This window comes from Acidobacteriota bacterium (genome assembly GCA_038040445.1).
GTDB lineage: Bacteria > Acidobacteriota > Blastocatellia > UBA7656 > UBA7656 > Onstottus_A > Onstottus_A frigus.
In genome coordinates, this window is the sequence record JBBPIG010000010.1 from 1 (window position 1) to 25,009 (window position 25,009).

Here is a 25,009-nt window from a genome sequence, read left to right on the forward strand (position 1 = left end):
GCAGTCCAAATACGCGGTCGCCCGATAGTGTCCTAGTCGACCAACACAAGATTAGTACACTACCCCTTACTTCCGAGTTGGCGCGCTCCTTGCAAGATTTGGTACAATGCTCCCGGCAGCAAAAGAACTGCCATCTCTTCTCCAAGAGTGAGCGGAATGGTAGAGGGCGAGCCGATGTGCAACGACTCGCCCTCATTTTTTGGCTGTGGCTGTCGGACACGCTACTCGAACCTCCGCCGGAAAGATCTTCTCGAGGAACTCAACTATGAAAATCAACAAGCTTCTCAGTGCGCTATTCATCGCCCTTTTCGCGGCATCAAGCTTCACTCTGGTGAGCGCCGACGAAGGCATGTGGACCTTCAATAATGTGCCCAAAGCTGAGATCAAGAAGAAGTATGGCTTCGAAGTCACCGATGCCTGGCTCAAAAAGGTGCAGCTCGCTTCGGTGCGTTTCAATAGCGGCGGGTCGGGTTCGTTCGTATCAGCGGACGGACTGGTGCTCACCAACCATCACATCGCCGGTGACGTGCTGCAAAAGATCAGCACCGCGGAGAATGATTACAACAAGGAAGGGTTTTATGCGCGCACGCGCGATCAAGAGGTCAAGGCGCCCGACCTCGAGCTGAATCAATTGATCAGCATAGAAGACGTGACCGAGCGCGTTACTTCCGCGGTCAAGCCGGGCGCGTCTCCCGCTGAAGCTAACGCTGCACGCCGCGCCGCTATCGCCAACATCGAGAAGGAATCGACCGAGAAAACAGGCTTGCGCAGCGACGTAATTACGCTTTATCAAGGCGGGCAATACAATCTTTACCGCTACAAAAAGTACACCGACGTGAGGCTGGTGTTCGCGCCGGAATTTGCGATCGCGTTCTTCGGCGGCGATCCCGATAACTTCATGTTTCCGCGCTACGACCTTGATATGGCGCTCTTCCGCGTCTATGAAAACGACAAGCCTCTCAAGGTTGAGAACTACTTCAAGTGGTCAAAGGAAGGCGCGAAGGAAGGCGATCTCGTCTTCGTACCCGGCAATCCCGGCTCGACCGCTCGATTGAATACGGTGGCGCATCTCGAGTATCTTCGGGACAACGGCCTTCCGTTCGTAGTCAAGATTCTCAACCGCGAGCACGAGGTATTGGGCCGGTACAGGTCACTGGGCGAGGAGCAGTCGCGCCGCGCACAGGAAGACTTCTTCAGCGTCGAGAACAGCCTCAAGGCCCTGACCGGCGAGCTCGAGGGGTTGCAGGACAAGACACTAATCGCAAAGAAGGCAAAAGCAGAAGAGGCGCTTCGCCGCACGATCGCCGCCAACCCGAAGAAGCAAAAGGAATACGGCGATGCTTGGGACAACATCGCGAAAGGACGCGCCGGCCTTAAGAGTTACTACAGGCATTACTCGCTGATTGGAAACGGAGCGGCCTTCAACTCCGACCTGTTCGCTAAGGCCCGCGCGCTGGTTCGGCTCGCCGCTGAAAGCTCCAAGCCAAACGCCGAACGGCTGCCCGAGTACACCGATGCGCGTCGAGCCTCGCTCGAGTTGAGTTTGTATTCGCCCGCTCCGATCTATGACGATCTCGAGAAAGTAAAACTCGCGGACTCTCTCGCGTTCATGCGCGACGAGTTAGGCGCGGATGACTCAGCCGTCAAGAGCGTGCTTGGAGGCAAATCGCCTGAGGCGCGAGCCGCGGAGTTGATAGACGGAACGAAGCTCAAGGACGTCGCCTATCGCAAACAACTCGGAGTGGGCGGCGTCAAGGCGATCGAAGAATCGACTGACCCGATGATCGTGCTCGCGCGTTCGATCGACGGCGAGGCGCGCACAATGCGCAAGCGCTACGAGACCGAAGTTCAAGCGAACGAGCGTGCGAACTACGCCAAGGTCTCGCGAGCGCTGTTCGACATCGAGGGCACGAAGCTCTATCCGGACGCAACCTTCACGCTGCGGCTCTCATACGGCGCGGTGAAGGGCTACCAGGAGAACGGCAAGCACGTGCCTGCGTTCACCAACTTCGCTGGGCTTTATAAGAGATCCGTTGAGCGCGGCAACAAGTTTCCTTTTGAGCTGCCCCGCCGTTGGATAGACAAGAAATCGGCGTTGACCTTGAACACATCGTTCAACTTCGTTTCGACGAACGATATCATTGGCGGGAACTCCGGCTCTCCGGTGATCAACAGAAACGCCGAGCTGGTCGGTCTCATTTTCGATGGCAACATTCAGTCTCTGGTAGGCAATTTCGTTTTTGACGAGACGCAGAACCGAGCGGTGTCCGTCGACTCGCGGGCAATGCTCGAAGCGCTGCGTAAGGTTTACGGCGCAAAGGAAGCGGCCGACGAGCTAACGAAGTAGAGATAGCAAGACGTGCGCGGCGGTTACTGAATTTTTCCGCCGCGCATCTTGATTTAGTGCCGAGGGAATCGCTTATTTGTTGACCTGCTTGACGGCTCGCGACGGGCCATAGTCTCCCTTCGAAATCTTACCCCACTAAGCGGCATTGCGATTGCTGTTTCATCCTAATGAGTTTGATTGGATCACGATATCAGCCCAAATCGTCGGAGGAGGTAAGCAGACGTATGGTCTGTGTTGCAGTTTGTATGGATTTCGGGCAAGCGAAAAGGAGGTGCAGCTATGATAAAGAGGGTTTTCGGAATTGCGATTATGCTCGGGCTAGCGGCTTCAACGCCGGTGTCGGGAGCTAAAACTCAACAGGAGGGAAGCGTTCGCAACTACGGCTTCACTGAAAGTATTCGCAAGAAGCTGGCGACGTTACCCTACTACGGAGTATTCGACAACCTTGCGTTCGAACTCAACGGCAACACGGTCGTCCTTTCTGGACAAGTCATTCGCCCAACTACGCGTAAAGAGGCGGAGCGGCGCATCGCAAGGATGGAAGGAGTCGACCGCGTAATAAACAAGATAGAAGTGCTACCGCCGTCTTCCTTTGACGACTCGATCAGGCGACGGGTCTATAACGCCGTCTTTCGAACGGGCGGGTTACACAGATACGCGATGGGCGCGAATCCAAGTATCCACATTGTCGTGAATCGGGGTCGCGTCACTCTCGAGGGTGTTGTCTCGAACAAGATGGACAGCCAGCTCGCCTACATGGCGGCCAATGGTGTGCCCGGCGTTTTCTCGGTAACCAATAACTTACGCGTCGGCAGCGAAGGCTAGTGAACACGAGGGGAGTGGAGTGCGGCGGCATGTCGCACTCCCACCGATTATTCGTCTGATACCTTGACCAACTGTTTTCCGACGTTGCCGCCTTTCAACATAGCCATGAAGGCGCGCGCCGTATTCTCGATCCCGTGTTCGATGTCTTCCTTGTATTTCAACTTTCCTTCCTTGAGCCATTGAGCCAGTTGCTTCAGACCTTCCGGATATTTGTCGGCGAACTGAAAAACCAGGAACCCTTCCGCCCTGGCCTGCCTGACCAGCAGCATCGTTAGAATCAATCGCGGCCCCATCTCAGGCTTCTCGAGATTGTATTGCGAGATCTGACCGCAGATCGAAATCCTTGCCCTGGTGTTGATCAATCTGAACACCGCATCGGTGATCGCGCCTCCGACGTTGTCAAAGTAGACATCGACTCCGCCGGGACAAAGCTCGCGTAGCTTCTCGTAGTAATCGCTCACGGTCTTGTAGTTGAACGCTCCATCGAAGCCAAGCTCATCAGTGAGATAACTGATCTTGTCATCCGCGCCGGCGGTTCCAATCGCACGGCAGCCTTTGATCTTCGCGATCTGACCGACTAGCGAGCCCACAGCTCCGGCTGCGCCGGAGACGACGACGGTTTCTCCCGGTTTCGGATTGCAGATCTCCAACAACCCGAAATAAGCAGTCAGACCAGGCATGCCCAGCACCCCGAGCGCAGTCGAGATAGGCGCGAGAGCCGGATCAATTTTCCTGACTCCCTGCCCGTTCGAGACGGAGTAGTCCTGCCAGCCAAAAGACATTCCCTCGACGATGTCTCCCTCCTGGAATGAGGAATTGTTGGATTTGACAACCCTGCCAACTGCGCCGCCTCCCATCACTTCGCCGATTTGTACCGGCGGAGCGTATGACTTAACATCGTTCATCCGGCCACGCATGTAAGGATCGACCGAAAGGTAAATCGTGCGCACGAGAAACTGTCCATCTCCCGCGGTCGGGATTGGAGTCTCGACTAGCTTGAAATCAGAGTCTTTCGGAAATCCAACGGGCCTTGCCGCGAGTAGTATCTGTCTGTTCATCGTTGACATAGGAGCTTCTCCTTTTTATCTATGAACGTTTCACCGCAGGGACGGATATGAGCGGGAGGTCTATCTCCTCAGCGTTCGTCTGCGGTAAAGCACTTCCCTTCACAACGCAATCGCTACTGGAACAGGTCCTTCAGCGTGACTGGCGATTTGGACTCCGAAGACTTCAAGAACGTCACCAAATCCAAAAGCTGTTTTATCGTGTAGATCGAGGCGTAGTCTTTCGGCATAGCCGATTCGTCTACGCTCTCAACTCTGACAACATCGGTTTTCTGAACTGTGCGCAGAACAGCAGGCAGCTCGGTCGTATCGTAAACTCGAATCGAGTCTGTGTCTTCCTCTTTCTTGACGCCGATGATCTTGTCGCCATTCCTCAGCGTGAGAGCGACGGGCGCGTAGCGCGAGTCTTTGTTTTCGCGCACGAGAATGACGTTGAAGAATATTTCTTTCGCCGATCTGTTTCCGAGCTTCGATAGGTCGGGACCGATCGGCGTTCCTTCCCCGGCGAATGAATGACACAAATGGCAGCTCTTTGCTCGAGCCGAATCGAAAAACAGAGCCTTCCCGGCTTGCACATCCCCGGCCAGTGACGAGGATGCGGTAGCCGCAGCAGGTTTTACTGAGACTGTCGATGACGGTGATGCCGGCTTATCGGCAACCGGAGCGCCGGACGCCGCCGCGGCTGACTTAGCATCCGACATTATGAACGCGACCAGCTTCCAAATCCGTTCTTCTGACAACTCCGATTTGAAACTCAGCATCCCGGTGCCGGGAATTCCGTTCGAGATGGTCTTGAACAAGTATGCCGATTCGAGCCCTTTGCCGCGCAGCCGAGGCGCTCCGCCCCCAACGCCGCCAGTCCCGTGACAGTATGCGTTGCCGCACGAGGGCGCGAATAACTTCGCGCCTTCTGCAATGAACTGCGGGTCTTTGAGCTTCTCTTCTCGCTGCACCCCTACTGATGCAAAGGCCGCGAGTTGAAGGTATCTTCCGGCAGGTATGGCGAACGCAATAACGCCGACATAGAAGAGAACCATACATCGACGCAGATGCACACTGATAAGAAGGCGCGCGCATTCGAGTCGCTCGGCGTTCATCTAGTGCTTCCCTTTCGGCATTCATCGGCGCTCTGGCAATGCAAACACAAACAGGGCCGAACCCCCGGGCCAGCCCGCTGCCTCGGGCCAGGTCGCCGGCATGCCGCTCACGAATATCGACCCCAACCCTGAGGGCACGGCTACGTATTGGCGGCCTTTGACTGAGTAGGTGATAGGTCCGCCGCGATGACCCGAACCCGTGTTGAACGACCAGAGCTGCTTGCCGTTCTTTGCATCAAACGCAAGGAAACGACCTTCGACGTCGCCGGTAAAAAGAACGTCGCCGCCCGTGACTAGCAATGATGAAAGGATTGGATACTTGAATGGAACGCTCCACTTCTTCTGCCCGGTCAGCGGATCAAAAGCGTCAAGGTGCGCGCGAATCTTTCCGTCAGGCGGCGGCTTCACATCGACGTTGCCCGCGACGAACGGCCTGCCTTCGCGAGCCTCTTGTGGGTGCACAGTTATGTTAGCGCACCACTCGATCCCGTCGTTGTACAACAGACCAGTGCGCGGGCTGTAAGACGAGTGATTCCAGCTTCGCCCTCCGCCCCAGTTCGGACAAATGAGATTCGGCTTTCCGATCTCGGGCTCGTTGCGGCCGATCAACTTCCCCTCTTTGTCGATGCTCTTGACCCAGGTGATCGTGTCCACGTACGGCCAGGCGTTGATGAACTTCCCGGTGACGCGATCGAGCACCCACACGAAGCCGCTCTTGTTCGGATGCACCAGAAGCTTCTCGGTCTTGCCGTTGCGCGTGATATCGATCAGCACCGACTCGTAAGCTGAATCGAAGTCCCAGGCGTCATGAGGGATCTCCTGGTAATACCACTTGAGTTTTCCCGTGTCGGCGTCAATCGCAACGATGCAGTTCGTGTACAGATTGTCGCCGGGCCGCACTGAGTTGTCGAAATCCGACGACGGGTTACCGATTCCCCAAAAGATCAAGTTCTGCGCGGGGTCGTAAGAACCAGTCAGCCACGTAGAACCGCCTCCGTACTTCCACATCTCGGTCCCGCCCCAGCTCTCGTGCCCAGGCTCTCCCGGCCCCGGTATAGTGTAGAAGCGCCACGCAAGCCTGCCGGTCTTCGCGTTGAACGCGTTGATGTAGCCGCGATGCGCGCTGTCGCCCCCGGTGCCGCCGACGATGAGCTTGTCTTTGACTAGAAAAGGAGCGCCGTTGATATTGCAGCCGCATTTCTTGACGTCTTCGACTTCGACGTTCCACACCTCTTTGCCGGTCTTCGCGTCGAGCGCGACTACGTGGTTATCCATCGTGCCAAAGAAAACCAAACCGTAGCCGACGGCAACGCCGCGATTGAACTTGCCATACGGCGAAAAGAAATCACGCGGGACTTTGTAGTTGTATGTCCACAGCCGCTCTCCGGTGTCCGCGCTCAAAGCAAAGACTCGGTTCTCGCTGGCGATCAAATACATGATTCCATCGACGACAATCGGCGTCGCGTTGAGTCCGCCCTCGACTTTTCCGGTTTGAAACACCCAGACCGGCACGAGATTCTTGACGTTGTCGGCGCGTATTTGATCGAGCGAGCTGTAACGCCACGCGTCGTAAGCCCCGAAGTAAGTGGCCCAGTTTTGCGGCTCCTTGCGCGCGTTGACCAACCGCTCGCCGGTCAATTCACTGTTGCCGTCCTGAGCACGCGCTTGCCCGAATGCTGTGAGCACCGCGATGAAAGCTACCGCGACTAAACTGGGCCGAGTTAGCTGAGACTTTTTCCAGTCGTTCATGACGACACTCCTTCATTTGCGGCGAACGTTTCGGAATCGCGCGAGATACTATCGCACACGAGCACCGACAACAAGCAGACGAGGAGAGAAACGAGAAGTCAACTTGATTGCACCGGCACGAAGGCGTTAAATAGTCGGCGTGCCCAACTCCGACCTGGCTCCGTGGCGCGCAACAATGCGGACTGGCTTGAACCTCAACCCTGGTGACAAGGGCACTCGGTGGGGCGGCTGTCGCTTAAAACGAGTGCGGCGACAGTTCAGACAAAGCCCTTTGGTTTAGCACTCACTTGAACAAACCAGGAGGATTTATGAAAGAGAAACGCATACTCATTGGTTCGCTTGTCGGCGCCTTGCTGACATTAAGCATCGTCGTTTTCGCTCAAGTCAGTCGTCCGTACCGTGACGGTTCGGTGTGGAATGTGGCATTTATCAGAATGAAGCCGGGAATGGAGACGGCTTATCTGAACTACATTGCTACCGACTGGAAAAGGAATCAGGAGGCGACGAAAAAAGAAGGGCTAATCCTCTCCTACAAGGTTTTGACGACTGAAGGTCACACTCCGGGCGACTGGAACATAATGCTGATGACCGAGTACAAAAACATGGCGACGATGGAAGCCAACGAAGCTAAGGCAGATGCTTTAGCTCAAAAGGTAATTGGCGACGACCAAAAACAGATCCAAGGGTACAAAGACCGCCTTGAAATTCGGGAGGTGATGGGCGACAGGCTTGCGCGGGAAATTGTTTTAGAACCACGACGTTAATGGTTTCATTTGTCGGCGCGGCTGGCGACTCCGGTTAAAACACAACACCGCCCAACGAGTCATTGGACGCGAGCGCGAGACAGCTTGCTTCTCATCAACCCTGCGTGGTTGATTTGCGGCTTGTGCACGTTTTGTTTCGCGCCCGCGTCAACTCCGACGTTATGCGGTGCACCGCAGTCGCACTGGCCAGCAAACCAGACATGGAACTGTTCTTTGCCAAAGATTCGTCACAGAAACCCAATCGAGCCGATATGGGTGTCGTGATCAACTTTGGCGGTTGTATTCGTTGCTGAAGATTAACTCAAGCCACTCCGAGCGGCGATCGATGAAATATGTAGACAATCAGGCATTCCTGATGGCGTAGAGCTTTGGAAGCGTGAGAAATTCGCTTCGCGCGCTCCGGTGCAAGCCCTTAGGTCGCGTCTTCAAGGAGCGACAACTTCACAGAAAAGCTATCCACTGACAATCCGAAGTGGAAAACTCTTATCGGTATAACACTCTGTAGCCTTGTTGTTTCTGTGATCTGCTCGGTGTCCTCAATGCTACAATGCGCCAACTACATAAGAACTGCTGGAAGAATTGGTTCGCTTGAAACAGGCGTGAAAGATTTCATATACTATGCTGCATTAGTATTATTTGTCATAGGCATTTTTAGCTTAGTTGTTTTTGCCCTCAGAAACCTCTATTGAGGCGTTCGTACCTAAACTCGGAATTGGAGGCGTCGTGCTCAAGATAGGGGATACGATTGAGATCGTAAGAAGGTGTATTCTGGCGATTGCAGGAAAAGCTCCCGAGTCGGATGATCAGACGCTCAGCGAAGTCGGAATCACGACCGCAGATGACCTAGAACTGTTGAAGCGCTGCATTGTAGACAACGGAGTTAAACGATTTAAGTTTAGAGTCAACCTCAATCGCCTTAATGCTGTCGATTCAGATTGGAAAATTAGGGAAGTAAGCCAATTGATACAAAACTCCGCCGAGCCTTTTGAATAATGTATAGAGTAACCTCATACGAAGAGTGCATAACGCGCTGGAGTACGAACAGGCCGCGGTCGTTCGGCAGGCACCTTTTACGCTCCGCACTTCCGTATCAGCCGGTCAGGCGCCGTTTGCGGCGCACCTCCTAGAGCTGCATTCATCGCGAAGAAAGGAGTGCTATACTCTGGCCAAGAACTTGGAGATAGGCCATGAACTTGCACGAGTTGTCCACAGACAAGCGCAACGAAATCTTGCTAATCGCGGCGCGGCACGGCGCGCGCAACGTGCGCATCTTCGGCTCGGTTGCGCGCACTGAAGCGGGACGTGACAGCGATGTGGATGTGCTGGTAGATCTGGAGCCGGGGAGAAGCTTATTAGATCTTGGCGGCCTCTTGATGGAGTTGCAGGATCTGTTCGGCTGCCGCGTGGACGTCGTGACCGAGCAGGGATTGCGCCCGCGCATTCGAGAGCGCGTGCTGCGCGAGGCAGTCACGCTATGAGAGAAGAAACAGGAAACAGGGCGCGAAATTGATGTCAAAAAGGGCGTCGTGGGCTCGTTCTGCAAGAAGAGATTACTGGTGGCACGTCTACATAACTCTGTCGCTCTTGCAATAGAACCTCCGCAGTAAATCGTCTACATCCTTCTTTCCTATCGCTTCAAACACAACCGTCGGAGGAAGACCCAAACCCTCGGCTAGCTTGAGCGCCGTCTCGACGTTCAATGTATTGACTACTGACGAGAGAATTTTCGACAGCAAGCCTTGATCGAATCCGGTTTGCCGGCAGAAATCAACTTGACGCATACCTTTTGTGCGCAGGTTCTCGCTTACCAGGTCAGCAAGCGGGCTGTGGCGCGCATCGCTGTTTGAGCCGCCATTCGAGCTGGCCGTACCTGCTACCCCTTTCGAGACTTCCAAGATTGGCTTAGGCATTTAGGTTCCCCTCTGTCATCATTTTTGTCTTCGTTTTCTCTGTTTGAATGCACATCTTCGTCTCTGACAATGTTCAGTCATGCGTGAACGGGGCGTGAACGGGAACCGCAATGAAACGGCGCCCACCCCGTTAGCGTGCGCCCCGGGATAGGAACGTTACCAAGGAAGTGACGCCAACAACGCTCGATAGCTTGGTAAACGTCTTGAACAGATTCCCGTGAACCACGACAGTATCGCCTGGGCGGAGAAAAGCATTCTCTTCCGGGTTGGCTTTTCCTTTCAGGATCTTCTTCACGTCAGCCCTCAGCACTTGAACACGTCCGTCTTCGAACTGACGAAGAATCGAGACGCTGGTGCTGCCGGTATCGAGTATCCCTCCGGCGAGTGTAATTGCATCCAGCACGCGCAAGGGGCGGGTCATCACCATCAGGCCGGGAGTCTTCACGTCACCGAGAACGCCTACTTTCGCGCTTTGAGCTTCAAGCAGCGCTAGCGTGAGGCGCGGCTCCTTGATGAACTCGGCCGCCCCGTTGGTGAGATGCTCCTGAAGCTGCGGCAAAGTCTTGCCGACGACAGTGATGTCGCCCATGAGCGGGAAATAGACTCGCCCGACTGGTGATACCGTGACCCTTTGGACAGAGTCTTCGGGATGCTTGTCGATGTAGATCGCGATGATGTCGCCCGGGCCAAGGCGGTACGAGTTGTAGAAGCTGCGATAGATCGCATTTATCTGCGATTGGATCGCCGCCTCGTCGGCGGGGCTGGCGACCTCCCCGGGATTAAGCGTACGCTCGTCAAGCGGCACGCCCTGATAACTCTTCTGGTGGACCGTGCGCGGACGGCTTCCGTCTGCGTTTGCCGATACGGCCTGCGACGTGGTCTGCGCCGCAACGATCGAACCCGCCGCGTACATACTCAACAACGCGCTCAATGTCAGACTAACAATTCTATTTGCCATAGGACTCCTCTTTCTCGTTGCCTTTGCTCTTTGCCCTTTGCTCTCAGGTTCATCGTCCACCGCGGCCGAACATCATGATCTTGAACGTCTCGAACATGATGATCGCGTCCAGCAGCAGCGATTGGTTCTTTATGTAGTAGAGATCGTATCGAAGCTTCTCGACCGAGTCCTCGACCGAAGCGCCGTACGGGTACTTGATCTGCGCCCATCCCGTGAGCCCCGGCTTGACCACGTGCCGCTGCGAATAGTACGGAACGAGATCGGTCAATTGTTCGACGAACATCGGGCGCTCGGGGCGAGGGCCGACGAAATTCATGTTGCCGCGAAGGACGTTCACGAACTGAGGCAGCTCGTCGAACCTCAGCTTGCGAATGATGCGACCGACCCGGGTCACGCGCGGATCGTTTTCCTCGGCCCAGACCGGACCCGATTTGGCTTCCGCTCCAACGCTCATCGATCGAAACTTGATAATCTTGAAATTGCGGCCGTTCTTACTGACGCGCTCCTGTATGTAAAAGACTGGCCCGCGCGATTCAAGCTTCACCGCCAGCGCGGTCAACAGCATTATCGGCAGCGATAACACCAGCCCCACACCGGCGACAGTTACGTTCAAAACCCGGCGAACGTGATAGTCAAGGTCCGAGAGGCGGCTGCCGCGCGAGAAGATCAACCAGGATGGCCGCAACATTTCGCTGGCGATCTTGCCCGTGAGCCGCTCATAGTAGCGCGCGGACTCTTCAACGGCCACGCGGCCGCTCAGCGATAGATTCAACAGCTCTTCGGTTGGGAACTTGCCGCGCCGATCGGCAACGGCTACGACTATGCGATCAACCTGATGCTGTTCGACCAGGCTGCAGATATCTTCAGTCAGTCCTATCACCGATGGATTGATCAAACTCTTGCCTATCAGTTCCGGTTTGTTGTCGACAAATCCTACGATGTGAAAACCGGCATTGCGTCGCTCGAGGGTGGCCCTCGCCAACTCAATCGCCTGGTCACCCGAGCCAAGTATCAATACGCGCTCGCGCACGCCGAACTGCGGATGGCCGGCGCTCCACGCGACAACGAGCCGCCACGCCGGGATGATCGCAAGGATGAGGGCGATGTCTACGAGAAACACCCCACGGCCTAACTGCAACGCGGGCACAATGTAAAACACAATCGAGAGCAACACAGTGGCCACGCCGAGTGCGATAAGCAGGTTGATGATCACTCGGCGATATCTCCGCGTGGCCGGCAGATCGTAAAGGTCGAAAAGGTAGAACGCCAACTGAATCACAACCGTCAGCATCACCAGCTTCATCCAGCCGCGCTGGCTGAAGAGCACGTCCGAACTTTCGCTTCCGAACCGGATGTGTGTCGCAGTCAATGCGGCTGAAAACAACAGCACAGTTTCGGCGATAACCAAGAACAAGCGTCTCATTTCTTCTCCCCGATTGCTCTACCGAACAACCGCAACTCAGGGCCGGGGGCTATCACGTCCATCTCAATTTCCCCTCAGGTCACCTCTTACGGCGGAACCCTCTTCCCAATAGGGATTTCTTCTCGCTCCGGCGATAAGCAACATCTGCCTCCGATTCGCTTAACACCACTCCTAGCCGGCGCTCCTTTGGCACTAGCTTGCGGGCGGCGTTCACCTTTCTGCGATGGGTTTTATTGGCGCGCGCGACAATCACTGCTCCATCGAGGATGGCTGCGAGACGTTGCGTCTCGGACGACTCGAGTATCGAACCCGAGTCAACAACCACTAAATCGAAGAGCCGGGCCAGCTCGGCTATCACATCTTCCAACCGCGATGACATGGCATCGATGGACTGCGCAGCCGCCGGCGCTCCAGGCGTCAGCACATAGAGCCCATTCGGTTCGAGCCGAACCAGCGCGTGCTTCAAATCGCTCGAACCATCGACTAGATTCAGCCAACCTAGCTTCGCATCGATCCCCAACATTTCGCCGATAGACGAAGAAGCGGGGTTTGCTTCGATCAACAACACGCGTCGTTCGGGATGCTTCGCCAGCGACCAGGCGGCACATGTGGCGACCGTGGTCTTGCCTTCGCCTGCTTCAGCGCTGGTGATCAGCAGCGTTTTCAGTTTTCGCTGATGCGCCAGGCTCAGCAGCTTGACGGAGAGGGCACGGTAGCGCTCGACTGCCAAAGAATCCTCACCGGTAAGCGCCGCGAGGTGCGGGTCGATAGCGAACTCGCCGATATTCGAAACAGTGATCGGTTCTTCGAACGTCATTGGTAGGCTTGGTGCTGGGCACTCCGATACTGGGCTGGGCGCCAGAGCAACGGCGGAGCGCGGCTCAAAAGCTGATGCACTCACCGGCACTGGAGCTGCCTCAACCGCTTCCGCTGCGATAGGTGACTCGGCAGATGCGGGGGTCACCAGGTCTTCTGCAAGAACAAAGTTGTCTTCAGAGGTTGGATACGGGTTGACTGAGAAAACTTGCGGCGCGTCTACACGCCGGCCTGGCTGCGCGCTGGGCGGCGCCGGTCGGCCGATCAGACGACCCGCGTCGTCCCATCTCTCTGCTCTCACCAATGCGTTGTAGACTCTTCCCATATCTGACACACGTGATCGAAGCGCGAGCTATGAATTCTTAGAAACGCGCACGCGCGAGAAAAACGTCAACTGAGCCTCCGAATCACTCTCGCTCTCGGAGCGAATAACATATTTTCCGTTGCCGGCAGCGGAAATCGCTTTCGGCTTTCCGGTCGCCGTGTCCGCATCGCGGCGGATGTAGCGCACTTTCGACGGCCCGGCTTGCGCGCTGGCTCCGTTATCGAAAGCAGACTGTTCGCGAGCGCCGCGTTGCCGCGGCTGTATATCTCGTTGGATGACTGCCTCGGCGACGGTCTTGGCAGATCCGATCTCGGTCGAGGTGATGTCGAGCACTTCGACGACGTCCTCGATGATCGCAGCGGTGATCTGTGAACTGCCTTCGCTAAAGCCGGTAAGCAGCGCATTGTCACAAATGTTGTTTATGATTCTAGGTATGCCGCCGGAGAAGCGATGGGCCATCTTGATCGCTTCGGGCTGGAACAGATTTTCGTTTGTGCAGCCGGCGATGCGCAAGCGCCAGCGAATGTATTCGCTAGTCTCGTGCGGGCTCAGCATCTTGATTGAGCACTTCAGACTAACCCGCTGCTTAAGCTGCCGCAGCTCCGGCTGGCCCAGCACGTCATGAAGCTCGGGCTGCCCGCATAGAATGACCTGAAGCAGCTTCTCTCGATTTGTTTCGAAGTTTGACAGCAATCGAATCTCTTCAAGAAGGTGATGTGGCAGAAGGTGCGCCTCGTCGACTACGAGGACGGTGCGAAGTCCCTGCGAATGACGCGACATTAATACGTTGCCAAGCAAGCGCAGCATGCTGGCCTTTGATGTCTGAGGCCGCATACGAAACTCACCGGCTAGAAGATCAAAGAACTCTTCGGTCGAAAGCAGAGGGTTGAAGATGTAAGCGGCCAGAACGGAGCGATCCAACGATTGAAGCATTGATCGCAGGATCGTCGTCTTCCCGGTTCCGACTTCTCCGGTAACGACTACGATGCCTTTCCCGTTTTCAATTCCGTATTGGAGGTTGGCGAAGACCTCGAGGAGGCTCTCAGTTCGAAACAGATACCTTGGGTCGGGTGCCAGGCTGAAAGGTATATCGCGCAGTCCGAAGAATTGCTTGTACATGAGTTTCTCTCACCTGACTTAAATGACTAATTGACCTGCGTTTCTAGTTTTTTGCGAGCAGCGCCAAGATGTCCGAAACGATGAGGATCTTGGCTAATGCGAGAGTCGCAAGGACGGAAATCGCTGTGGCACAGGCGAGCCGGACCCTGGCTCGCAAACGGTCGTGACGGCGCTCGGTTGCGGTTGCTGTCCTGGGTAGGGCCGCAAGCAAAGGGAGCCGCGTGTAGTGCTCGACGTCTCTGTCGCCTTGAAGCGACTTAAAACGACCAGCCTCGGCGAAACTTGCGAAAGCCGCGCCCAAAGCCAATCCCACCGCGGCGGCTACGGATATGAACAGGAGACGGTTGGGCGAGACAGGACGCTCAGGCAGGTTCGCCGGCTCGAGCACGCGAAGCTGCGCGAGGCTGGCGCCATCGGCCAGCTTGAGCTTGGCTTCTGTGTCTTGCAGATTGCTTGTCACTTCCTTGTAGCTTCGCCTAAGAGCGAGGTATTCCTGCGCTAGTTTCGACCCCATTGCGTCGCGTCGACCTGACGTCGTCTCGGGGGCCGGAGCTTGGACTGTAGGGTTAACCGCTCTGCGCACCAGTTCGCGGCCTGCGACTTCGAGATCGATTTTGAGCCGGTTGCGCTCGGACTCGAGTGCGGCCAGCTCGCGCGCCTCTGGCGACTGAGTCACCACCGCTGAGTCTTGCTGGCGGAGTTCTTCGATCTGGCGATTTATTGCGGCGATCTGATCGTTGATCGTAAGAACGCGCGGATGTTTGTCGGTAAGCTCCTGCCGGTTGATGAGCGTGTCGCGCTGCCCTTGCAGCTCAGTCCGCTTAGCGATCAGCACAGCATAGGTTGGATTGTCGCGAAGCGTAGAGTTCTTCTTTTGCTGTTCGACGATCTGCCGTTGTGTAGTGATGCGGCGGTCGACATCGGCGAGCTGTTGCTGAATCTTGTATTGCTGGTCCTTGAGGCTCTCGATGCTCATCTGCTGAGCGCGCATTGCCTCCGCCGAAAGGGCGGAGCTGCGTGCCGGCTGAGAAAGCGTACCGATAGAGAGGGCCGAACGGGAGCCAACAAGCCACGGGTTCTTCTCCTCAAGCTCACGCAATTGGATCGAGATGTCAGCCGCCCGCTTGCGGAGAGCCTCCGGCTCCGAGTTTGACGATGACGATTCATTCGAACTCTGAGCTGCGAGTCGACCGGCCAAGTCGTCGGTCACGTTTCGAGCAGTCTCCGGATCGGTCGCGCGGTATGAGATGTTGAACGCTTCGGGCCGGGAGTAAGGGTCCGCCTCGGGTTCAATGAGGATTCGTTCGCGCATCTGCGAGATTACCGACTCAAGGGGCTCGCGGGGTAGCTTGTGCTTGCTGATTACAGCTTCCAGAGCCTCGCGGCTCGTGACTTGTTGACGAAACCCTTGGAGGCGGCCCGCAAGTTCGTTGGCACCGTCGCCCTTCAGAGGCGTGATGGCCAAGCTAGCTTTCGACTCATACATGCTCGGCAGCTCTCTCAGCGCTACTGCGGTGGCGATGGCCAGGACCGATGCCGGGATGAGTAGGGCGAGCTTGTGGCGACGCAATGCGCGCGAGTAATCGGAGAGGTGTCGGTGTCTTCGGGAATTCATTTTTTGCCTCGACTCTTCCCTTCTGTCGTTCTTGGCTTCCGGGATGTTCCGCAACTTATGCAGCTGCCAGGCAGATAAGCCGCTCTCATCGATAGTTAAACGAGGAATCGTGCTAGCTTTCCAGGCGGGAGAATCGCGCGCTCAGTTCCCCAAAAAGGTTATGGGTTAAAGAGGGTGAGAAACAACGCTTTGGAGTGGTCCGTCGCGAATAAGCGCCCCAATTCCAAAAGTGTTGACAATGCTAACTACGTGGCTTATAACCGAGTCGAAGCTATCTCTAGTTCAGTTTCGATTACGACTCGAGACGCCGGAGCAGAGCCTCGGGACGCAGACTCGAAAGACTACTGCTGTCCCACCGAGAAAGTCGGTCATCCTGCCCCTCAAGCTAGAACATTGCCGAATCGTTGAGATCGCCTAGCCATACCGCTCAAGGTCGTCTCGCCTCCCAGAGAACAGTACGAGGAATGCCTGTTATGTTAGCTCAAGGGTCATATGCATCCCTGCCCGTGGCAGCGCCCCCATCGGAAAGAAGAGATCGCCTCTATTGCCTGGCCGCTGCACTTGATGAGATCAACGAGGGGGCTGTGTTCCTTAACGCCGAGGGGCAACTGATCTGGCATAATCGCGCATTTGACAAGCTGCTGGTTGAAAACCGTGAAGGCCATCTATTGGTGGCTGCGGTAATCGAAGCCGCCGCCGATTTTTATCAGGAGACTTACGACTCGCGAGGAGAGACGGGCGAGCACTCTTCAGTGCGCGATATGACGGTCGGCAGAATCGAGCACGAGATTCATTGCACGTTGATGCCTGAGGGAATGTTGAGCGCGGAGAGCTACGTTCTGTGCTTGATTAAGCGGTCGGCTTCGCGCTGGTCGAGCTATGAAGAGCACCTCAGACAGACCTGGGCTCTGACGGAAAGAGAAGCGCAAGTGGCGGTCGAATGCCTGAAGGGCAATAAGAATCTCGAGATCGCCGAGCACTTGCGGATAAGCGTTGAAACAGTAAATAAACACCTCGATAAGGTTTACCAGAAGGCTAACGTCCGCGGCCGCGCCGAGCTCGCATCCCGATTGCTCGACAGCGGATTGTGACCCAGCGGCTCTACGCAGAACGTGAGCTGTCAATCAGACAGGCTCGCAGCTCCTTGCCTCACCGCATTGTCTCTCATCTGAGAAACTTTGTCCGATTCAATCAGAACTAAGGGCGACGGGAGGGAGGCTGCGCACACTGAATCCCGCAGACTCGGCTGTTCGGACCAAATGTACCGTCCCTTTGCCAAGACTTGCACGGGAACCCGACACAGTTTATTTTTGAACCGATGCGCGTTGAAAAATCTACACCCACAATCTTTACGCCACTGGATGATGGAACGGGCGTGCTCCTTAACCTCGACACCCTCTTCTATTACAGCCTCAATCGCACTGGTGTTGTGCTTTGGCAGGAGTTAGAACGCGGCAATCCGTCCACACTCGATGATCTGGTTCGCGCGATTTGCGTGCGCTTCGAGGTGGACGAAGATGCGGCTCGCGAAGAAATCGGAGCTTTCATCGGGCGGCTCGAGGAATTCAGAATGGTCCATGTACCTGATTGACGCGCTGTGCCCGAGTATCCTGCGTGTCGCTATGCCGCACGTTTGAACATGGGCGGACGAACGAAAACATCCAGGTCTCGCTCAAGAATGAGGCTGGTCGCCCGAGAATTCCGCGGTCTCCGCTGCGTTCCATACGCCCAGTAAGCGGCTACAACGCTTAAGACCTGTCAGCGCTCGCTAACACTGCCAACGCCTGGCGATGTCATTGCTCACTGGAGTGTGGGGACAGACCGACCGATGGAATACGTTAGGGCTACATCCAAACATGATGGCCGCCGCTACGTTGCGATCTACCGCAAGTGGTTTAGCGATAACCTTGGCGCTTGGGAGTTGGAGTTAGTGCCCTGGACGCTCCGATTGCTGGACTTACTGGATCTGCCAAACACCTTTCCTCTTCAAATGCCTTCAGCGCGAGCGTCCGAATAGTCCTGCTCCTGGAGTTGGATTTTACGGCCTATCGTTTCGAGACCAACGCGCGAAAATCACTGCCCGGTTCGTTTCAGTGGTTTGGGAGTGAGCTCTCTACTGTGAGCGAAAGTTTTTTTCCTTCTTGGCGGGTTCCGTAAATACAGATTCTAAATGAATTAGATGAAACGAACGAAATTCTTCCAACATTGCTCATAAATTACTTTAACTTTTTCCTTGCATCGTGTTGAAAGGTATGATATAAACCGCCGCGTAGACAACACCGCTTCATGTTCCTGCCATAAAGCGGTACTGTTTTGGCGGTGCGTCCGGGGTAAGGAACATTCAGATAGGGGGCTACTGAATGTTCAAGGGGGCTTGTCGATTAGACGACCCGGCGCACCGCATCATCATATTCCTTTGAGCCTTCCGAGTCAAGAAGTTTGACACTCAACTCAGCGAACTCCCGAATCAGACCTTGATTGCTGCGGGCGTCAATTGACAGGATTCAATCAAACTGTTGGAGACCTAGTCTTACACTCGGTGAGGGTAAGTACGCCCGACAGGACTTGAACCTGTAACCCCCAGATCCGAAGTCTGGTGCTCTATCCAATTGAGCTACGGGCGCATCGGAACATCGAAAGATTACCGAGAAAGTTGCAAGTGTGTCAATTCCAGCCTCAGACCGGCGTGCCCAACCGGTTTTGAAGCAGCCGTTAGAATGGCGCTAGCGTGCTTGCCTGGTTCAACGGCCTATAAAGCTCGTTGAAGTCTCGTACACTTCTCTCGAAAATCGATTGAAAAGACGACACATCTTCAGGATGCACGGTTAAATTGACTCCATTTGCGAACGCAAGGTAGGTGTCGAGCGTCCGTAGTTGCGGGGAGACCAGAATGACGTACGTGCGGCGGCGCACCTGTGGAGTCAGGCTGTTAACGTACTGCATCATCGCTGTGCCGCCCTGGTGGTCTGCGTCAAAGCTTGGGCTGAGTACTATAACTTCCGCACGCGATTCGTGAAGTATCTCAATCGCCTCGGGTGCGTAATCGGCGGAGAATATCTCGTAGCGCGAGGGCTCTAGCGCTGCACGTAGAGTCTCTCTTACTTGCGCGTCGTCCAGACCTAACAGCACCCGTCGGCGCTGCCAGTTCTTCGCATCCGGAACCTGAGGCTGCGACTGCTTCAGCCCGGCAAGCAGTAAGTCTGCCAGAGCCCGCAGTGAATCCTGCTGATCAGCTTCAGCGGGGATCGCCGCATCCAGCACCCCCGAGATCCCGGGCAGCCTGGGCTCCTCTTTTGGAGGCGGCATTATCGTCACTGACTGGCGGCAACGAGGACACAACACGTTGAATGGTTCAGTGGGCAGCCGCGAGTCGTCAAAGGTGAGGCTCATCGCGCATTGCGGACAACTTGCTATCATTCTTGCTTCTCCTCAATTCCCGTTTCGCAATCCCTATACGCTAATCAGCTTCATCGCCAATGGATGAGGCCCTTACGCTTTATCTATCAACTCTTTCAACCGAACGCTGTTTAGCTGCGTCGGAGACCCGGCCCGGTACGTAGTTGCGCTCTTCACGTCGGCTCAACATATCGTCCGAGGTGCCTAGTCCCGACAGGCGTAATAGTAGATTCGACGGATTGGTGGCGAAGGCGAGCCCATCCTCTTGAGTGATCACGCCATTTCGAATCATCCGCTCGATCACCAAATCAAAATGTTGCATGCCCTCAAGCTCGCCGTCGTTCATCGCTTCAAGCAAGGTTTTTCCTTCGCTCTCGCCCTGCTCGATATATTCGCGCGATCGCGGCGTTGCCTTCAGGATCTCGACCGCAGCAACTCGCCCCTCGCCATCGGCGCGCGGGAGCAGGCGTTGCGAAACGATGTAGCGGAACGACTGCGCAAGCCGAGTTCTTATGACGTGCTCTTCGGACTTTGGGTATATGCCGATGATCCGATTCACTGTCTTTGAAGCATCCGTCGTGTGCAGCGTCGAGAGTACAAGGTGACCTGTCTCCGAAGCTTCGAGCGCGATCTCCGTCGTCTCCATGTCGCGCATTTCACCGACCAGGATCACCTTCGGCGCCTGCCGCAGCGCGGCTCGAAGCCCAAGCGCGAACGCAGGCGTGTCCGTCCCGAGCTCGCGCTGGTTGATAGTTGACTTTTTATGTTGGTGCAGAAACTCGATCGGATCTTCGATAGTGACGATGTGGTAGCTGTATTCGGTATTAATCCGGTCTATGATGGCCGCCAGCGTCGAGGTCTTACCCGATCCCGTAGGTCCGGTCAGCAATACTATACCGTTTTTTAGATGCGCGACTTCGCCGAGTTGCGACGGCAATCCGAGGCTTTCTAGGGTCGGAACGTTAGTAGGAATCACCCGCATCACAACTGAGATAGAACCGCGCTGCTTGAACACATTTACCCGAAAACGCACCTTACTTGGAATTGCGTAGCCAATGTCCGCTGATCCCGTCTGAATGAAGCGGCGCGCCGCATCGGTGTTGCCCTCCATCAACGACATCGCAATTATCTCGGTTTGGTAAGGGGCGAGGTTTCGTAGTCCTTTGACGTCAACAGGCGTAAGCCTTCCGTTGATCTCCACCTGAGGGGGCCGCCCTACCGAGAAGTTCAAATCGGATATGTTGTCGGCCACCGAGAGCATTTTGTCGAGGATCGGCTGAAGATCGAAAAAGCTCATCCTTGTCTCCTGAACACCGGGTTCTTAGGGAAGTAAGCGTCCGTTTTGTGCGGGGTCTTCTAAACGGATAGGGGCAACCGGAGGTGCAAACCCGCTGGAGGCGGCGAGTCCAAAATACGATAAGAACCCGAAAAGGGCAATACTATTCTGGCCACATGCTTTTAACGCAAAGACTATCGCGCATGATGCTCAGGTCACGCATCACTCTCACTCCCATGCTAGTATGGTGGCTCATGAGCATCCACCCTACAGCGATCATCAATCCGGGCGCGAGGCTCGGCTCTAGTGTAAGCATCGGACCTTACGCTGTGATCGAGCAGGATACCGATATTGGAGACGGCAGCGACATTCGCGCGCACGCGGTAATTAAGCGATTCACAATGCTTGGACCAGCCAACGTAATTCACGAGGGCGCAGTGCTTGGCGGTGAGCCCCAGGACCTCGACTTTGTAGACTGCACAAGCTACCTTCGCATAGGCTCAAACAATCGCATCCGCGAGGGTGTGACGATGCATCGAGGGACTCAACCAGAATCGGCCACGATCGTTGGCTCAAATTGTTTTATTATGGCTAATGCGCACGTGGCCCATAACTGCCGATTGGGAGATGAAATCATAATAGCCAACAACGTCGCGCTTGCAGGTCACGTTGAGATCGAGGATCAAGCGTTCATTTCAGGCGGAGTTGTCGTGCATCAGTTCTGCCGCATCGGGCGTCTTGCGATGATCGGGGGAAATTCCAAGATCGTTCAGGACTGCCTGCCGTTCGTCATAACCGACGGCGCACCTGGACGCGCTCACGGCCTAAATAGTATTGGCCTTCGACGAGCGGGCTTCAAATCTAGCAATATCCACAAGCTAAAAGAGGGTTATCGTCTCGTGCTGCGATCGGGACTTCCGCTCGAACTCGCGCTTAAGCGACTCGCAGATTTCGGTGACCCGTTGGTCGATCACCTGATCGGTTTCGTTGGTGCCGCCACTCGCGGCTTCTGCCACGAAGAAAGGAAAGAGCAAACGAAGGGTTAAGGGCAAAGCGAAGGGCTACGGGCAACGAGCGCGCGGAGGCAACGCGCCCCTAGCTCTCGCCGCTTCGGCTCTTGCCTTTTGCCCCTTGCCTGTTGCTTCTCCTCCAGGATTCGGCTTCTCGGCACAAGTTGTCGAGCGCGGATTGCACAGCCGCTTGTCTCCCCGCCACTTCCTCGCTGCTCGAGTCTCGCGGAACATAGATCGGCTCTGAAATAAGCGCTACCGCACGCGTGAAAGGCAAAGGTATCTGCAAGCGATCCCAACTTCGTAGCTCGATGTACCTGCTTGCGGCGATGTGAAATGGAAGTATCGCTTGCCCCGTGTGGCGAGCCAGTGTGACTGCTCCGGGCTTTGCCACGTGAGCGGGGCCGCGCGGGCCGTCAATCGTAAATCCTACTTCGATTCCGCTGTTCGAACACTCAGCCATCTCAGCCAGCGCCCGACCGCCGCCTCGAGTCGACGATCCCCGCGCCGTGCCGTAGCCGAATCGTTTTATCACACGTCCCGTGTACTCGGCGTCGCGGCTGATGCTTGACATCACTACAATACCCCGGTCGCGCCAAAACCAGGTTGCGCTGAGTATGCATACGTGCCAAAAGGTAAAGATCGGTTGATGTCCGGACGAGAGAATCGAGTCGAGATGCTCGCGGCCTCGCACTTCCCATCGCAGCGTCGAGCAGATCACGCGAATCAACAAATAGAAAAAAACGTCCGCGGCGTAAATGATCCATCGGTCGCGCGGTCCATAATTCGACAGATCGCTGAAACTGTAGACGCGGCTCCGCAGGGCATCCAAGCCGGCCGATTCTCTTGGTCGTGAGGCCCGGCGCGCCGCTCGGCGTGAGCTATCGCTCCCTTCAGTAGCAGCCCGCTTCGGGCCTTCGGTTGTAAGCGGATCAATCGGAACTAACATCAGTATGCTTGCCGGCACTCTACGGCCGTTTCCTAGGGCCAGACTTGCCGTCTAATTCTTTGTGTTCGAGATTGTAGAAGTCCAGCATCACGTCGGTCTTTCCTCGGAGGTCGCGTTCGAGCCGGTCAAGCGCCACTCGCACGACATCGCGGTGATGCACTTTGCGCCGGCTGGGAACGCTGCTCACTTGAATCCATAGCTTGTGAATCAGGTTGACGTCGTCTTCGGTGAGGTGCGGCGCGTGCGCTCCCAGATGAACGACGTGCTCAACGCCGCCGGGCTCAATCACCTTGAAGGTCACTTGCCGGCGAGGCTTCTCGGGAAGCCGCTCCCACGCGCGGCCGAGCTCTCGAGCCTGTTCCTGGGCGGTCATTTTCGACGAGAGTCCGGCAACAATAACGGCCGAATCCAACCGCATCGCGGTCTGTGCTACCGCGTCGAAGACATTCGTAGCCGGAACGATGACCAGTTCGACAGGTTTGCCATGCTTTTCCGCCAGCGCGACGACTCGCGTAAACAGCCGTTGCTCATACTCGGTGAACAGCGTCTCATCAGACAAATCGCGCTCGCCGCCGCCGGGACCCGATATCAAGCGCGTCGTCAGCACGACTATGTCTTGCTCATCGGTGTTCGTGCGCTCGAGCACGTGTTCAAGCTGCGAGAGCGTATTGTAATCGCGTGCGCCGACCAGCACATTGCCCGGGCGCGCGCCCACCGATTGAAGATCGACCGTCTCGCTGTGCTGCAATTGAAACTGATCGAGCTTGGACGCCGTCAAATCGAGTTTGCGTAGGTTGATCCGCTCAGAGATGGTGAAGATCGCAAAGAAGGCTGTGGTGAACAGAATGCCCGAAATCGTCGCCACCTGTTTGGTTAGCAGGTTGGTCAACGCAATTGAGATCAGGATGAGCGCGATGGTTACAAGCCCAACCGGGAACTCGATCCTCCCTATGCGAATATTGCCGGGCACCTTCCATTCGCGCTCCTCGGGCCGCTTGAAGCGCAATACCACCGTGGCAATCGCATTGAACGAGAAACTCCAGATGACGCCGAACGCGTAAGCCTCTCCCAACACGACCGTGTCCCCTCGCGAGGCCACTATCGTGACGATTTGAAGGATCGCAATCAAGTTGATGGTTCGATAAGTCGTCCCGTACTTCTTATGCGGCGCGCGGAACCAGTCGGTCAGCACGCCGTCTTCTGAAACGCGGTTCAGCACTCCGTTGGATCCGAGAATCGCCGTATTCACCGCTCCCGACAACATCAGAAAACCGACGATCACCACGAATCCCTGGAATAAAAGCCTTATCCATTCCGGACCCACAAAGTTCATCGCCAGCCCCGAAATCAGGTTTGTGAGATACCGGGGCCGCTCAGAGTCAGGGATGATCGCAACCGCGAAGAACGAGACCAGGGAGGTGAACAGAAGTGAGAAGACGAAAATGACGATGCCGGCACGCATGAGGTTCTTGAGCTTCGGGTGCTCGAGCTCGCGGTTCACCTGAGCAAGCGTCTCTTCGCCGCTCATTGCGAGTACCGAATGACCGAATGCGATCATGATACCAAGCAGCCCGAGGATGCTTGGAGCGTTCTCGGCGAGCTTATATCGTCCGTCGCCGCTTGGGGCGAACCACGACCAATGCTTCAGCCAGCCGAGCGCGTTGTCGGGCTCACCCGCGAAACTGAGGTTCGATGGAGTCGGAGGCGGCGGCATCTGGCCCCCCTTCATCAGCAGGGTCAGGCACCCCCACCCGATCAATATCACGACCATCACCGTCGTGATGTACATGATGCGCATCGCATCGTCGCTCGATTCGTGAACTCCTTTGAGGTTGCGCCACCAAAAGTACAGGGTTGCGAGCACCGCCACTACTGCCGCCAGGTAGTTGCCGATATCAGCCGAGGGCTCCCACGGGTGGCCGAAGTAAGTCGCCGTGCTCGCTACGAGCCCAACGATATACTTACCCGCGGTGACCCCCGAGATCGGTCCCGTCAGGATGAAATCAAAGATCAAAGCGGAAACGCTGAGCTTGGCCATCGTCCCGCCGAGCGCCTCCTTGACCACACGATAGACGCCGCCACGCGTGAACATCGACGACGACTCGACGTAGACTATGCGCACGGCGGAGCTGAACAACATCACGCCCAGGATGAACCAGGGCGCAGCTTTGCCAATGTACTGCTCAGCAAGCCCGCCCGCGTAGAATGCAGACGAGCCCAGATCGTTGAGCACAATGGCAGCCGCTCGCCAGAACGATATGAAGGACAACATCACCGTTGTGGCGACAACAACCTTAACGCGCGCTGGCCCCTTCGTAACGTTCATTCTTGTTCTTGAATTTGGCTTTCGTGGGAACTTGCGATCG

At 55.9% G+C, this 25,009-nt stretch carries 21 protein-coding genes and 1 tRNA gene; 8 read left to right on the top strand and 14 right to left on the bottom strand.

Annotated features, from left to right (window positions below; genetic code table 11):
- Nucleotides 1–265 precede the first annotated feature (265 nt).
- Nucleotides 266–2,347 carry a S46 family peptidase gene (locus AABO57_12735; protein MEK6286599.1) on the top strand — a complete coding sequence of 694 codons (2,082 nt, stop codon included), beginning with the start codon at nt 266–268 and terminating at the stop codon, nt 2,345–2,347.
- Nucleotides 2,348–2,626: 279 nt separating this feature from the next.
- Nucleotides 2,627–3,172 (top strand): BON domain-containing protein, encoded by a 546-nt coding sequence (locus AABO57_12740; protein ID MEK6286600.1) that lies wholly within the window; start codon nt 2,627–2,629, stop codon nt 3,170–3,172.
- A 47-nt stretch (nt 3,173–3,219) separates the two neighbouring features.
- Here the strand turns inward: AABO57_12740 and AABO57_12745 are convergent, their stop codons facing one another.
- From AABO57_12745 to AABO57_12755, 3 genes are all read right to left on the bottom strand, one after another.
- Nucleotides 3,220–4,230, bottom strand: coding sequence for an NADP-dependent oxidoreductase (locus tag AABO57_12745; protein ID MEK6286601.1), 1,011 nt, complete (start codon nt 4,228–4,230; stop codon nt 3,220–3,222).
- 122 nt (nt 4,231–4,352) lie between these two features.
- Nucleotides 4,353–5,333 (bottom strand): c-type cytochrome, encoded by a 981-nt coding sequence (locus tag AABO57_12750; GenBank protein MEK6286602.1) that lies wholly within the window; start codon nt 5,331–5,333, stop codon nt 4,353–4,355.
- Nucleotides 5,334–5,354: 21 nt separating this feature from the next.
- Nucleotides 5,355–7,082 (bottom strand): PQQ-dependent dehydrogenase, methanol/ethanol family, encoded by a 1,728-nt coding sequence (locus AABO57_12755; protein MEK6286603.1) that lies wholly within the window; start codon nt 7,080–7,082, stop codon nt 5,355–5,357.
- Between the two features lie 308 nt (nt 7,083–7,390).
- On the opposite strand from AABO57_12755, the gene AABO57_12760 reads away from it, so the two are divergent.
- From AABO57_12760 to AABO57_12770, 3 genes are all read left to right on the top strand, one after another.
- Complete coding sequence (locus tag AABO57_12760) at nt 7,391–7,846, top strand: hypothetical protein (GenBank protein MEK6286604.1); 456 nt, start codon at nt 7,391–7,393, stop codon at nt 7,844–7,846.
- A 723-nt stretch (nt 7,847–8,569) separates the two neighbouring features.
- The gene (locus AABO57_12765; protein ID MEK6286605.1) at nt 8,570–8,839 is read left to right on the top strand and encodes a hypothetical protein; all 270 of its coding nucleotides are present in this window, start codon (nt 8,570–8,572) and stop codon (nt 8,837–8,839) included.
- Between the two features lie 194 nt (nt 8,840–9,033).
- Nucleotides 9,034–9,324, top strand: a complete 291-nt coding sequence (locus AABO57_12770; GenBank protein ID MEK6286606.1) for a nucleotidyltransferase family protein — start codon at nt 9,034–9,036, stop codon at nt 9,322–9,324.
- Between the two features lie 87 nt (nt 9,325–9,411).
- Here AABO57_12770 and AABO57_12775 read toward each other — a convergent pair whose 3' ends face one another.
- The 6 genes from AABO57_12775 to AABO57_12800 form a co-directional block, all read right to left on the bottom strand.
- Entirely contained in the window at nt 9,412–9,756 is a 345-nt protein-coding gene (locus tag AABO57_12775) for a helix-turn-helix domain-containing protein (protein ID MEK6286607.1), read from the bottom strand.
- 130 nt (nt 9,757–9,886) lie between these two features.
- Nucleotides 9,887–10,714 carry a polysaccharide biosynthesis/export family protein gene (locus AABO57_12780; protein MEK6286608.1) on the bottom strand — a complete coding sequence of 276 codons (828 nt, stop codon included), beginning with the start codon at nt 10,712–10,714 and terminating at the stop codon, nt 9,887–9,889.
- A 49-nt stretch (nt 10,715–10,763) separates the two neighbouring features.
- Entirely contained in the window at nt 10,764–12,137 is a 1,374-nt protein-coding gene (locus AABO57_12785; GenBank protein MEK6286609.1) for a TIGR03013 family XrtA/PEP-CTERM system glycosyltransferase, read from the bottom strand.
- A gap of 79 nt (nt 12,138–12,216) precedes the next feature.
- Nucleotides 12,217–12,954 (bottom strand): CpsD/CapB family tyrosine-protein kinase, encoded by a 738-nt coding sequence (locus AABO57_12790; GenBank protein ID MEK6286610.1) that lies wholly within the window; start codon nt 12,952–12,954, stop codon nt 12,217–12,219.
- A gap of 351 nt (nt 12,955–13,305) precedes the next feature.
- Nucleotides 13,306–14,397: an AAA family ATPase gene (locus AABO57_12795; GenBank protein MEK6286611.1), complete on the bottom strand. Its 1,092-nt coding sequence runs from the start codon at nt 14,395–14,397 to the stop codon at nt 13,306–13,308.
- Nucleotides 14,398–14,440: 43 nt separating this feature from the next.
- A complete protein-coding gene (locus tag AABO57_12800) occupies nt 14,441–16,012 on the bottom strand; it encodes a hypothetical protein (GenBank protein ID MEK6286612.1) in 1,572 nt (523 codons plus the stop codon).
- A 473-nt stretch (nt 16,013–16,485) separates the two neighbouring features.
- Between AABO57_12800 and AABO57_12805 the strand changes: the two genes are divergently transcribed.
- A complete protein-coding gene (locus tag AABO57_12805; protein MEK6286613.1) occupies nt 16,486–17,103 on the top strand; it encodes a helix-turn-helix transcriptional regulator in 618 nt (205 codons plus the stop codon).
- A 227-nt stretch (nt 17,104–17,330) separates the two neighbouring features.
- On the top strand, nt 17,331–17,603 hold the full coding sequence (locus AABO57_12810) for a PqqD family protein (protein ID MEK6286614.1): 273 nt from the start codon (nt 17,331–17,333) through the stop codon (nt 17,601–17,603).
- 959 nt (nt 17,604–18,562) lie between these two features.
- Here AABO57_12810 and AABO57_12815 read toward each other — a convergent pair.
- From AABO57_12815 to AABO57_12825, 3 genes are all read right to left on the bottom strand, one after another.
- Nucleotides 18,563–18,636: transfer RNA gene (locus AABO57_12815), tRNA-Arg, on the bottom strand.
- Nucleotides 18,637–18,724: 88 nt separating this feature from the next.
- Complete coding sequence (locus AABO57_12820; GenBank protein MEK6286615.1) at nt 18,725–19,429, bottom strand: zinc-ribbon domain-containing protein; 705 nt, start codon at nt 19,427–19,429, stop codon at nt 18,725–18,727.
- A 79-nt stretch (nt 19,430–19,508) separates the two neighbouring features.
- Nucleotides 19,509–20,705: a PilT/PilU family type 4a pilus ATPase gene (locus AABO57_12825; protein ID MEK6286616.1), complete on the bottom strand. Its 1,197-nt coding sequence runs from the start codon at nt 20,703–20,705 to the stop codon at nt 19,509–19,511.
- A gap of 233 nt (nt 20,706–20,938) precedes the next feature.
- Between AABO57_12825 and lpxA the strand changes: the two genes are divergently transcribed.
- Nucleotides 20,939–21,730, top strand: coding sequence for an acyl-ACP--UDP-N-acetylglucosamine O-acyltransferase (gene lpxA / locus AABO57_12830; GenBank protein MEK6286617.1), 792 nt, complete (start codon nt 20,939–20,941; stop codon nt 21,728–21,730).
- A 49-nt stretch (nt 21,731–21,779) separates the two neighbouring features.
- Here the strand turns inward: lpxA and AABO57_12835 are convergent, their stop codons facing one another.
- Both AABO57_12835 and AABO57_12840 read right to left on the bottom strand, forming a co-directional pair.
- Nucleotides 21,780–22,661 carry a lysophospholipid acyltransferase family protein gene (locus tag AABO57_12835; protein MEK6286618.1) on the bottom strand — a complete coding sequence of 294 codons (882 nt, stop codon included), beginning with the start codon at nt 22,659–22,661 and terminating at the stop codon, nt 21,780–21,782.
- A gap of 1 nt (nt 22,662) precedes the next feature.
- Nucleotides 22,663–24,969 (bottom strand): APC family permease, encoded by a 2,307-nt coding sequence (locus AABO57_12840; protein MEK6286619.1) that lies wholly within the window; start codon nt 24,967–24,969, stop codon nt 22,663–22,665.
- Nucleotides 24,970–25,009 lie beyond the last annotated feature (40 nt).